The sequence below is a fragment of the Microvirga sp. BF8 genome, from assembly GCF_059888585.1.
Genome location: NZ_CM187619.1, coordinates 891132 through 902890, shown reverse-complemented (window position 1 = coordinate 902890; position 11759 = coordinate 891132). Strand labels below are relative to the sequence as shown.

The window sequence follows — 11759 nt, the reverse complement described above, 5'->3', positions numbered from 1 at the left end:
CGCCTCGGTCTTCAAGCGGCGCGACGGCGCGGGCGCGGGTCTGACGACAACTTTCGGGACGCGGACCGGACCAGCCTGTAGCCGAGCAGGGCGAGCATGATCGCCGCATAGACCAGGGGCTCTGGCGGCCAGGACTTCACCACAAGGAGAAAATGGAGCACTGCGCCAAGGCCAGCGATATAGACGAGGCGGTGGAGCTTCGCCCAAGCCTGTCCTCCAAGGCGGCGGATCGCGGTATTGTTGGAAGTGACCGCCAGCGGCACGAGGATTAGGAAGGTCGCCATGCCGATGGTGATGTACGGCCGCTTCACAAGATCGGCCCAGATCGCCTGAAGATCGAGTCCCTGGTCAAGAACGAGATAGGTCGTAAGGTGCAGAACGGCGTAGTAGAAGCAGAGCAGCCCCAGGGCACGGCGATAGCGCAAAAGGTTGATGTTGAAAATCTGGCGCAGGGGCGTGATCGCAAGGGTCGCTACAAGAAACCGCAACGCCCATAACCCGAGCGCCTGCTCGAGATAGCGCATGGGGTCTGCGCCGAGATGGTCGTTGATTCCCTGGTAGAACAGCCATCCCGCCGGACCCAAACCGGCAATGTAGACCGCGATCTTCGGCACCTGGGGAACGACGAAACGCGGCTTCGCCGTTTGCTGTGGCGTCCTGGCGTCCATCAATAGAACTTCTTCAGGTCCATGCCGGAATAAAGCTGCGCCACCTGTTCGGCGTAGCCATTGAACAGCTGCGTCGGCCGCCGTTTCACGAACAAACCACCCTCGCCGATCCGACGCTCGGTCTTCTGGCTCCAGCGTGGGTGGTCAACGTTTGGGTTCACGTTGGCATAGAAACCGTATTCGTTTGAGGCCTGCTTGTTCCACGACGTTTCAGGCTGCTTTTCGACGAAGCTGATCCGCGTGATCGACTTGATGCCCTTGAATCCGTACTTCCATGGCACGACGAGACGGATGGGGGCACCGTTCTGGTTGGGCAAGCGTTCTCCGTAGAGGCCGACGGCGAGGATGGTCAGCGGGTTCATCGCCTCGTCCAGGCGCAGCCCCTCCACATAGGGCCAGTCGAGCACGGGGAAAACGGATTGCAGGCCCGGCATTTCCTCGGGCCGGTAAGCCGTCTCGAAAGCGACGTACTTCGCATTCCCCAGCGGCTCGACGCGCTTGATCAGGTCCGACAACTGGAAGCCATCCCAGGGAATGACCATTGACCAACCCTCGACGCAGCGCATCCGGTAGATCCGCTCCTCCAGCGTCGCGGACTTGATGAGATCCTCCACGGAAAACTCGCCGGGCTTGCCGACGAAACCGTCGACCTTCACCGTCCAAGGGGAGGATTTGAGAGTATGGGCGTAGGAGGCCGGAGCGCTCTTGTCGACACCGAACTCGTAGTAATTGTTGTAGCTCGTCACGTCCTGGAGACTGGTGAGCTTCTCATCCGTGGAGAGCGGGCTCTTCACCGTGGCAAGGGAGGCCGCCTGTAACCCTCCGGGAAGGCCTGAAGCCAGGGCAAGCCCGGCAGCCCCGGCGAAGAGCTGGCGGCGATTGAGATAGATCTCCCGAGGGGTGATCTCGGACGGAAGAATATCTGCAGCGCGACGGATCAACACGACGGCACCTCGCTTAAAGCCTTATCTGGGTACACCCGAGAAGGGCAAATGTGCTTTCACGATTCCGTTATGATATTCACCATCGTGAGATACATGATCCTGCCGGCGAAGCCTACCGTGCCGTCATATCGTCGCGATGCGCTGCCCCTTTTCATCAAAGAGATGGGCGTACTGGGCCACCGGTTTCAGAGCCACAGCCTCGGAGGGGCGGAGGTTGATCCTGTCTCGCACGACCACGGTCAGGTTCTCGCCCTCGGCCTTGGCGATTACGGTCGTGTCGGACCCGGTCGGCTCAACCACCGTGACGGTGGCAGGAATGGCTCCGGCGGATCCCGCCGGAACGATCTGGAGATGCTCGGGCCTGATGCCGTAGGTCAGCTTGGCACCTGGCGGCAGGGACGAAGGGACCTGGAGAGGCAGAATGGCGCCACTCGGCAGGTGGAGACCGCCCTCCCCCACCACTCCTTCGACGAAGTTCATGGCCGGCGATCCGATGAAGCCGGCAACAAAGCGGTTGGCCGGGTGGTCATAGAGCTCCAGGGGCGTGCCGATCTGCTCGACCACGCCATCGTGCATCACCACGATCTTGTCGGCCATGGTCATGGCCTCGATCTGGTCATGGGTAACGTAGACGGTCGTCGTCTTGAGCCGCTGGTGCAACTCCTTGATCTCGGCCCTCATCGCGACCCGCAGCTTGGCATCGAGGTTGGACAGCGGCTCGTCGAACAAGAAGACCTGCGGATCGCGCACGATCGCCCGGCCCATGGCGACACGCTGGCGCTGGCCGCCGGACAACTGCCGCGGATAACGGTCGAGCAACGGCAGAAGGCCGAGGGAAGCGGCGGCATCCTGGATCCGCCTCGCCTGCTCAACCTTCGGCGCTCCCTTCAGTTTAAGGGAAAAGGCCATGTTCTCCGCGACCGTCATGTGCGGATAGAGCGCATAGGACTGGAACACCATGGCGATGTCGCGGTCCTTCGGCGGCACGTCGTTCACGACTCGCGAGCCAATGCGGATCTCCCCGTCCGTGACGTCCTCCAAGCCGGCAATCATCCGCAGCAGGGTCGATTTCCCACATCCCGATGGGCCCACGAGAATAACGAACTCGCCATCATCGATGTCAATGTCGACGCCTTTGATGATGGCAACGGGTCCGAAGGATTTGCGGATATTCCGGATCGATACATTGGCCATGGTAGACTCCGTGACGGATCTGCGCCTTTTCACGGGGCGCCGGTGTTTCCTTCGTTCGTCCATGGCGCTGCCGCCTGGACGAACCTTTTCGTGATCTCACGTGGATTGGTGATCGCGGTTCCGACCACCACCGCATGGGCGCCGCGCTCGAACGCTGCGGCAACGAGATCGGGTGTGTCGAAGCGCCCCTCCGCCACGACCGGGACCGGGATAGCGGCCACGAGAGCTTCCAGCAGATCGAGATCTGGCCCTTTGTCTCGCATCGCGGCCGTTTCATCGGTGTAACCGGACAGGGTCGTCGCCACATAGGTCGCGCCGAAAATGGCTGCCGCCCTGCCCTCCTCGACGGTCGAGATGTCGGCGAACACTTCACGCACGAGTTCGCTGCGGATGCGGCCGATCAAGCTCTCGACGGGCTCGCCGTTGCGACGACGGGGCGTCGCATCGAGTGCGACGATCTCGGCACCGGCCCGGGCAACCTGCGCCGCACTTGCAAAATCCGGCGTAATATAGACGGGAACGTTGTCGTCGAACACCTTTGCGATTCCGATGATGGGAAGGGTCGTCAGAGCCCGGATCGCCGCGATGTCCTCAGCGCCATTGGCGCGGAAGCCCTGGGCGCCGCCAGCGGCAGCGGCACGTGCCATGGCGGACATGAAGATCGGGCCATGGAGCGGATTGTCGGCCCTGGCCTGGCAGGACACGATGAGCGCGCCTTTCGGAATGTGCATTTTCGAGCTCCTATTTCACGGCACCGGCGGTCATGCCCTGAATGAACTGTCGTGACAGCGCGATATAGAGAAGCGTGATCGGAGCCGCCGCTATCGTCAGCCCGGCAAACAGCATGCCCCAATCGGTGGTGTATTCGCCCATGAAGGTCGTCAGACCCTGCGGCAAGGTTTTTGCCGAATCCGACTGGATGAACACCAGGGGAAAGAAGAAATCGTTCCAGATCGGAACCGCATTCTGGATCGCGGCGATGGCCATCGGCGGGCGGGCGAGAGGCAGCATCACGGACCACATGATGCGCGGCTCGGACGCACCATCGATCCGCGCCGCATCCTCGAGTTCCGCCGGAAGGGACCGCAGGAATCCCGCCATGATGAATACGGCCGACGGCATGCCGATCGCGGTGTAGGTGACGATAAGGGCCCAGCGGCTGTCGAGAAGATTGAGATCCCGCAAGAGGATGAAGAGAGGGATGACTGCGAGCTTCAGCGGCAGCATGAGGCCGGCGAGAAAGAACAGCAGCACCAATGTATTCGTGCGCGACTCGTAGCGCGCCACGGCATAGCCGGCCATGGTCCCGAGCACGAGAATGAGAACGATCGAGGCCCCGGTGACGACGATGGAATTTAGAAAGTAGGTCGGCATCGACGTTTCGCCGAGAACGCGGGCGAAATTCTGTATCTGCGTGAAGTCCGGCACGGAGAAGGGATGCTCGAAAATCTCGCCCGTCGTCTTGAACGCCGAGAACACCATCACCACCACCGGATAGAGCATGATGAAGGAGTTCATGACCAGGATGATCTGAACCAGAAATGCAAAGGAGATCGGTTGCCGCGGTGCAGCCTCATGTGTCGAGGTCGTCAAAACTGGATCTCCCGACGGCGCAGCCACAGGGTAAGCATGGACGCGAAGACGACAATGAATAGAAACAGCAGTGTCGCGAGCGCTGAGCCCTGACCGAAATTCTGGATGCCGCCGCTCTGGTTCCCGAAGGCCGTTCGATAGAACACGAGTCCGAGCACATCGGTCGAGCCGAAGGGCGATCCGTCGAGACCCACCATCACATAGGGAATCTCGAACCAGTTGAATGCACCGATGAACAGGAGCGTGAACAGGATGGTGGTGCTCGGTGCCACGAGCGGCCAGATGACGTTTTTCAGGAGTTGCCACTCCGAAGTGCCATCGAGGCGCGCGGCCTCGATGATCTCGGAGGGGATGCGCTGCATGCCGGCGAGATAGACAAGGGTTGGAAATCCGATGAAGTGCCAGGCATTGGCGAGGATGAGGGCGCCCAGCGCGGTTGACGAATCGCCGAGCCATGGTTTTGCCAAGGCGTCCAGACCGACCGCGTAGAGCGCTTGGTTCACGATGCCGAAATTCGGATTCAGAAAGAGCTTCCAGAGAAAGCCCACGATGATCGTCGAGAGCACCACTGGCACGAACACCGCAACGCGGTGGAAACGGAATCCGAACGGCTCCTTGTAAAGCAGCCAGGCAAGGAAGAAGCCGCCGCCGTTCTGGATGATCATCAATGCCACGAGGGCATAGACGTTGTGAAGGAAGGCGTTCCAGACGACGGGACCCATGGTTGGCCCGAGTAGCACATCGTAGAAGTTCGCAAGGCCGACAAACTCTCCGCGCGCCAGTCCGCGCCATTCATAGAAGGCGTAGGCGAAGGCGGACAGAATGGGGTAGACCACGAACAGCGACATGAAGGCGATCGGCGGGAGGACGAGAAACGCCACCCAGCTGCGATGTTTCAGCGTTCGGGCCTGCTTCGGCGAGACGGGCATGCGAACTCCCACATGAAGATGGCGGCGGAGTGGCCCCGCCGCCATGCTCGGCCTTATTTCTGGAAGGGCTTGTAGTAGGTCGCGACACCTTTGTTGATTTCTGCCGCGGCCTGCTCGGGGGTCTGCTGGCCCGCCAGCATCTTTTGCACGTTCGACTGAAGCAGAACGGATCCGCTCGGCTCCTGGTAACGGAAGTGCACGAGCATCAGGTAGGACATCGCATGCTCTGCGAGCTTTGCCACTTCCTGTGTGATCGGGTCCTCGATCTTGATGCCCTTGATCGGAGACAGGTTCTTCAGCGTGTTGGTGAAGGCCGTGCCGTATTCGGGCGTCGACAGGAACCGCACGAATTTCACTGCGGCATCCTTCTTGTCCGACTTCGCATTGACCGCGTAGCCGCCGTCGTAATAGGTCGCAACGAGAGCCTCGTCGCCTGCCTTTGCGACCGGAGCCGGGAACACGCCGAGATCGAGGGCTGGATTCTGGTTCTTGAAATTCGCGACTTCGTAGGAACCACCTGCGAACATGGCTGCGCGTCCCGCCACAAAGAGTTGCTGCGACGAGGGATAATCGACGCCGGTGAAGTTCGGCGAGAAGTACTGGCTCACCTCCTTCAACTTGGTCAACGCATTTACGAAGCGCGGATCGGTAAAGTTCGCCTTTCCGGAGACGATGTCGGACTCGAATTGCTTACCGAGCATGGACGACAGCAGGCCGCCGACGATGGTCTCGTTCTGCCAAGCCGTGGCCGTACCGTTGGCGAAGGGGTTGATGTTCTTAGCCTTGAGGGCCTGACAGAGGGCCATCAGCTCGTCCCAGGTCTTGGGCGGGTTGACGCCTGCATCCTTGAAGAGCTTCTTGTTGTAGACCACGAGCTGGGTCTGCATGGCAAAGGGAACCGCATAGACCTTCCCATCTGACCGTAGGGTCTCGGCCGCCAGCGCCGCCTCGGGGAAGTTCGCCAATTCAGGAACGTTCTGCTTGTCCAGGGCGAGCAGGTAGCCAGGGGTCGCAACGGCCTCGAGATTGCCGTAGGCCCGGGCCTGGATCACGTCGGGGCCGCGCCCGGCGGCGAGCGCCGTGGACAGAATGGTCTGGTAATTCTCCGGCGCATATGTCTCGAACTTGACCGAGATATCTGGCTCCTTCTCCTGAAACTTCTTGATGATGTCCTGGTAGAAAGCCTTGTCCTCCTGGCGCCAGCTCCAGAATGTCAGATCGGTCTTGGCCATGGCGCCCCCGGCCGAGAGCAGATAACCGCCCATGGCAACGCCCATCAGCATCCGTCTTGTCAGACTCATCGAAAGTCCCCTCATTGTTGAAGTCTCCTCCTTTAACACCGAAAAACGCGCCATTTGAGGCCCATCTTTCGGAATTCCGTCAGCTTCGGCCGTGCGCGGCGATCACGAGAACGGTCGCATCGTCATGCGCCTTCACGCGTCTGAACGTCTGGCCTGTCTCGTCCCGCCGCTCGCGTTCGCGCAGTTCATCGAGCAGTTCATTGCCGCGCCCCTCAGCCAGAGCGTCGTAGAGGGACGCCTCCGTATAGACACCGAACACGTCCACGAGGCGCATGAAGCCGTCTGTCGCCAGGACGATGGGCGCGTTGGCCGCGACCTCGGTCTCGAACCGGATTGCGCTGCCTGCCCACGGGAGGCACGGGTTCACGACCCAATAGCCATCTGGCCGGTTGAGTTTCGAACGATTTTCTCGGATCTGCCGACGGACGCGCTCCGTCATGCCGTCAGGCTGGTGTCCGCCAGTTCCCAGGGCGGCAAGCGTCAACTGCTCGAAGGGCTTCGCCCGGTCATCCGTCCAGCGAAGAATGCCACCCTCTGACGGGACGAGGGCCACCACATCGCCGAGGAAGGAACCGGTCAGCCGCAGGACATCGCGACTTCCGGAAGCTTCGATCCCGATCAGGCCCAGGCAGGCCGACGGGCCGATCAAGTCCGCGGATACCCCGGCTGGCGCAACAGCAGCTTCGAACGCGCTTTGGATTTCGGACTGGAGCTCCATGAGAATTCCGTCGTCCGCGGTACCGGCCGGAATAGCCTTGGAGAGCGTTTCGCCGATGAGGCTGGCGAGCCATGCCGCATCGCTCGGCGCAGCCAAGATCTGTCTGTCCGAGATGCCTGTCGCGCCATCGACGATCCAAGCATAAGAGCCCTGCAGACCACAGCCGTCCTCGTTGATACGAGTTCCGGGAAGCGACTGCCGGTAGATCGATCGGAAGCGGGTATGAAGGCCAGTTTCGCTCACGCTTCCACTGGTCTCATATTGGTCGCCTCCTGTCCATAGTGGTCTTATGGTCTATGCACATCTGGCTCGGCAACAGGCCACCCTACGTTGAGAGGGCTCAGGATACCTTTTCCCCGGCCTCATCGACGACCGACCATTCATGCGTAATCGTGGCGACGGCGCCCAGCATGATCGAGGCCGAACAGTATTTCTCTTTAGACAGGGAGATCGCCCGCTCCACCTTTGCCGGAGCCAGGTCCCGGCCTGTTACGCGGTAGACGATGTGAATCTTCGTAAAGACCTTGGGATCCGTCTCCGCACGCTCCGCATCGACCTCGACGACACAATCGGTCACCTGCTCGCGTCCTCGCCTGAGAATCTGCACCACGTCGAAAGCCGTGCAGCCGCCCAGGCCGATCAGGAGCATCTCCATTGGGCGGATACCGAGATTGCGACCGCCATATTCCGGTGCGCCATCCATGACGATAGCGTGGCCGCTTCCCGACTCGCCGACGAAGGCCATCCCGTCGATCAACTTCACTCTGGCTTTCATGACACGCTCCCAGATAACGGTCGTTTCTCAGATGTTCGTCTTATAAGGCGTGCGCGACGGGAAGCGGAGCGATTTTCGGGACCGTGCCCTCGGACCGGTTTCTTGACAGACCGCAGGGGAGCACACAGTCTCTGTTCCCGGCCATCATGAATCTCACCGCGGCCCTTTGAACTCGCCCAGGATCGATCTTGCTCTCCTTCGCACCCCCCGGCCGCCCGTTCCTGAAGATGCATGGACTGGGCAACGACTTCGTAATCGTCGACGGTCGTGAAAAACCGTTCCGGCCCTCTCCCGACACAATCCGCCTCATCTGCGACCGACATATCGGCGTCGGGGGCGACCAGCTTCTCGTCATCGAGCCGCCGACAGTCGAGGGCGCTTCTGGCCGGATGCGGATCTACAATGTCGATGGCACGGAAGCCGAAACGTGTCTCAATGCGACCCGATGCGTCGTCTGGCTCCTCCTGCAGGAGAGCGGTACGGGCGACCTGGTGCTGGAGACCCTTGGAGGGCTGATCCAGGGTTCCAGATTCGAGGACGATCAGGTCGCGCTCCAACTTGGCTCGCCACGCTGGGCTTGGGACGCCATCCCGCTCGCAGCGCCCGGTGAAACCCTCTATCTCGACCTCGAATCCGGCCCGCTTTCAAAACCGAGCGCAGTCAATGTCGGCAACCCGCATCTCGTCTGCTTCGTGGAGAACCGCGATGCCATCGATGTCCCCCGTTGGGCTCCCAGCTTGCAGGGCGCCCCTCTGCTGCCCGAGGGCGCCAATATCGGTGTGGCAGAGCTCGTCAGCCCCAGGCGCCTGCGCCTCGTCGTCTGGGAAAGACCGGGTATTCTGACCCAGGCTTGCGGTAGCGGGGCCTGCGCGGCGGTCCTGGCAGCACGGCGGCGAGGCCTGACCCATGAGAGGCGGGTGACGGTGGAAATGCCCGGAGGGAGCCTGCAGGTCGAGATCCGCGACGACGAGAGCGTTGTTCTCATCGGCCCCGTGGCGGTCGCATTCGCAGGGCGACTTCCAACGGCCTAGGAACACCATGACACCGGCATAGCCATCCGATGTCCGGACAACCCAGTCTGATCATGCGCCCGGTGGGAAACGACAAGGAGCTTTCGGTCATGGCGACGATTTCGTGGGTGGGCATCGCATCTCGCTACAGCGACCTCGTGATCAAGGACGATGTTGTCTATTTCTCCGGGTACGTGCCGGAGACGAGCCTTGGCCAATCCGTGGCGGATCAGACCCGGGATGTGCTCAACCAGATCGAACAGTCGCTCGTCGAAATCGGTAGCGGCAAGGATAGGATCCTTCACGCCATGATCTGGCTTGCCGAAATGGACGCCTTCGAGGAGATGAATGCGGTCCGGGATGCGTGGATCCTGCCTGGCCACGCGCCGACTCGAGCCTGCGTCGGATCCAAGCTGGCGGATCCCGGCTACGGGCTTGAAATCCAGATTACGGCAGCCCTGCCACAGCCCTATCCATAGACACGCCTCAAAGCAGCGATGTCCCGGTCCATGACGGTGGATCGCTTGCCGGAAACGACTCAAGATCAGCCTCTTCGACGATATCGACGCCCTCGTTTCCTGCAGACACCGTTGCGAACTCCGTGTGACCGAATCCCTTCCTGTAGTCCAGGACCGAAAATACCTCGGGAAGGATCCTGAAGAGCGCCACGCCTTCCAAGGCCTCCGACGCGTATTGGGCGAGTTGCGGAAACTTCACCATCATCATCCGCGCTGCTTGCTCGATTTTCGTCGGATCCGTCAGGAGTTCCGCGCGCCCCGCTAGGGACAGACCCCGAATCTCCTCCCAGGATCCGTAGGGCAGGCAGATGGCAGCGGAAACCCGGTTGTCGTGTGCGATGTTCTGGGCCTTCTGAGATTGCGCAGCACAGCCGAAATAAAGGGTCAGCCCATTGTTGACGAAGGAAACCGAAGTGGCTTGAGGATAGCCGTCCTCGCGGATGGTTGCGAGGGTCAAGTCCTTGGCGCCGTTGAGAATATCGATTATCTGCCGCCGCAGTGCCTCATCCATGATCATGCGCCTCCAGTCGCTTTTTTTCGTCTCATCACGACAAGAATCTTCACGACAAGAATCTTCTGACTCTCATGTAAGGCCCGGGCATCGGTTAATCGATAGTAACGAACGCGGTTCATGTGCCAGGGCAAATCGACACATTATTGCGAAAACGCTGGAGCCAGTCGTCGATAGAAAAGAATATTCGAAAATCTTCGCTGGGTAATCCTTGTAAAATAAGGGAAAATCCAAACGTAACACAATCCACTCTTTGCCTGGAGAGCAGACAATTCGCGCGGACTGAGAGAGAAATCCGATTATGCACAGAGGATGGAGGTCGACATGACCCAGGATTTTGATCTGATCGGCGCTTTGACAAGCTTTTCCGTTGGCACCTTGGATGGTCGGGATGCGATGATGGTCATCGAGATCGCCGCCACGCCAGATGACTTCGCCCGTGGCATTCGCCATCAGATGCCGGTCGCCATGACTGCCGACCGTGCACGCGAACTCGGCGAAGCGCTCCTTATGGCGGCGAAGGTTGCGCTCATGGGTGATGCGCCGACGAACGCTGTCAATTGAGGCCAGGATCCTTGGTGAGAGCGGCCCCGTTCTGAAGGTCGTGGCCCCTTCCCAGCGAATCGACTGCCCTCTCACGGCTTCCGAATGCCAGGCAGGCCGTCCTCCTGCCGCTTCGTCTCTCCCGTCCGGCAGTCCACAGCTATTCCGACAGGTTCCGTACGCGTTAACCGACCGCCAATTCCGGACACCTCCCTAAGGATCTTGAGCTCAATCAGGGCTGCGAACTGGTTGATGTTCCGGATTGGCTGCATGAATGCGCCCATTCCACCGATAACGCAGTCCCGATAATAAAGGTCGAGCGCATCCATGTCCCAGGCCGCTTCCGGGTTCTTGACCATGACGGGGAGGCCGTTGATCGTAACACCTGATCCGGTGACCTGATCCCGGGCATCCGTCACGGAGCGACCATCGTTGTTCGTGCCATCTCCCGAGACATCGATGACCTGACGGACCGCTTCCGGCTCTACCTCTCGCAGGAGCCGTGCGCTGAAGTCGAGCGCTGCAGAAATCGAAGTGGTTGTACCCCGGCGCGTGGGCTGGAAGGAGAGTCTCTGTGCGAACGTGCTGGCGGAATCCGGGCCATCGATCACCGTCCATGGCACGATAACAACCTGATCGTCCACGGAGGACCATTCGACATAAGTGACTGCAATCCTTCCCAGAATGCCTCGCTGAATGGCCTTGTGCACGAGTGGGGACCGAAACGCCTCGACAAACCCGTCACGCTGGAGCTTCTGCTCAACCGGATCCATCGACGAGGAGACGTCCACTGCGATGACGAGTGCGAGATCGAGCCTAGGTTCGGCGTTCGCAGGATCCGTGAGAAGAAGAGCAGCCAGGGGCAGGCATAGACACAGGGATCGGGGCAATTGGAACATTGCCGCCTCCGTTCAGGATGGTCCCCAGCCCAAACGGGCATACCAACTCGGTTGCCCGGATACAGATTTGAACGACATCAGGTCCCGTGGGTTCCAGTGACGTGTGGGGAATCCTTTCCGGGGGCCGCGCGTTGGGCGCACCGGTTGCTTACGTCA

14 protein-coding genes are annotated in these 11759 nt (G+C 60.6%); 3 read left to right on the top strand and 11 right to left on the bottom strand.

Going from position 1 to position 11759, the window contains the following annotated elements:
- Positions 1–11 precede the first annotated feature (11 nt).
- From msrQ to AC522E_RS04255, 9 genes are all read right to left on the bottom strand, one after another.
- A complete protein-coding gene (gene msrQ / locus AC522E_RS04295) occupies positions 12–668 on the bottom strand; it encodes a protein-methionine-sulfoxide reductase heme-binding subunit MsrQ (RefSeq protein ID WP_500749156.1) in 657 nt (218 codons plus the stop codon).
- The gene (gene msrP, locus AC522E_RS04290; RefSeq protein ID WP_500749155.1) at positions 668–1612 is read right to left on the bottom strand and encodes a protein-methionine-sulfoxide reductase catalytic subunit MsrP; all 945 of its coding nucleotides are present in this window, start codon (positions 1610–1612) and stop codon (positions 668–670) included. Before msrP ends, msrQ begins: the two co-directional genes overlap by 1 nt.
- 123 nt (positions 1613–1735) lie before the next feature.
- Positions 1736–2806: an ABC transporter ATP-binding protein gene (locus AC522E_RS04285; RefSeq protein ID WP_500749154.1), complete on the bottom strand. Its 1071-nt coding sequence runs from the start codon at positions 2804–2806 to the stop codon at positions 1736–1738.
- A 29-nt stretch (positions 2807–2835) separates the two neighbouring features.
- Positions 2836–3537, bottom strand: a complete 702-nt coding sequence (locus AC522E_RS04280; RefSeq protein ID WP_500749153.1) for an N-acetylmannosamine-6-phosphate 2-epimerase — start codon at positions 3535–3537, stop codon at positions 2836–2838.
- A gap of 10 nt (positions 3538–3547) precedes the next feature.
- Complete coding sequence (locus AC522E_RS04275; protein ID WP_500749152.1) at positions 3548–4399, bottom strand: carbohydrate ABC transporter permease; 852 nt, start codon at positions 4397–4399, stop codon at positions 3548–3550.
- Positions 4396–5328: a carbohydrate ABC transporter permease gene (locus tag AC522E_RS04270; protein ID WP_500749151.1), complete on the bottom strand. Its 933-nt coding sequence runs from the start codon at positions 5326–5328 to the stop codon at positions 4396–4398. The genes AC522E_RS04275 and AC522E_RS04270 overlap by 4 nt, the downstream gene beginning before the upstream one ends.
- Positions 5329–5381: 53 nt before the next feature.
- Positions 5382–6629: an extracellular solute-binding protein gene (locus AC522E_RS04265; RefSeq protein WP_500749150.1), complete on the bottom strand. Its 1248-nt coding sequence runs from the start codon at positions 6627–6629 to the stop codon at positions 5382–5384.
- 79 nt (positions 6630–6708) lie between these two features.
- Complete coding sequence (locus tag AC522E_RS04260) at positions 6709–7590, bottom strand: hypothetical protein (protein WP_500749149.1); 882 nt, start codon at positions 7588–7590, stop codon at positions 6709–6711.
- A 97-nt stretch (positions 7591–7687) separates the two neighbouring features.
- Positions 7688–8122: an OsmC family protein gene (locus tag AC522E_RS04255; protein ID WP_500749148.1), complete on the bottom strand. Its 435-nt coding sequence runs from the start codon at positions 8120–8122 to the stop codon at positions 7688–7690.
- 188 nt (positions 8123–8310) lie between these two features.
- Between AC522E_RS04255 and dapF the strand changes: the two genes are divergently transcribed.
- Entirely contained in the window at positions 8311–9153 is an 843-nt protein-coding gene (dapF, locus tag AC522E_RS04250) for a diaminopimelate epimerase (protein ID WP_500749147.1), read from the top strand.
- A gap of 89 nt (positions 9154–9242) precedes the next feature.
- Complete coding sequence (locus AC522E_RS04245; protein ID WP_500749146.1) at positions 9243–9611, top strand: RidA family protein; 369 nt, start codon at positions 9243–9245, stop codon at positions 9609–9611.
- A 7-nt stretch (positions 9612–9618) separates the two neighbouring features.
- Here AC522E_RS04245 and AC522E_RS04240 read toward each other — a convergent pair whose 3' ends face one another.
- Complete coding sequence (locus tag AC522E_RS04240) at positions 9619–10161, bottom strand: pyridoxamine 5'-phosphate oxidase family protein (protein ID WP_500749145.1); 543 nt, start codon at positions 10159–10161, stop codon at positions 9619–9621.
- A 324-nt stretch (positions 10162–10485) separates the two neighbouring features.
- Here AC522E_RS04240 and AC522E_RS04235 point away from each other — a divergent pair, with 324 nt between their 5' ends.
- On the top strand, positions 10486–10725 hold the full coding sequence (locus tag AC522E_RS04235; RefSeq protein WP_500749144.1) for a hypothetical protein: 240 nt from the start codon (positions 10486–10488) through the stop codon (positions 10723–10725).
- Positions 10726–10796: 71 nt separating this feature from the next.
- On the opposite strand, the gene AC522E_RS04230 is transcribed toward AC522E_RS04235, so the two are convergent.
- On the bottom strand, positions 10797–11603 hold the full coding sequence (locus AC522E_RS04230; RefSeq protein ID WP_500749143.1) for a DUF1194 domain-containing protein: 807 nt from the start codon (positions 11601–11603) through the stop codon (positions 10797–10799).
- Positions 11604–11759 lie beyond the last annotated feature (156 nt).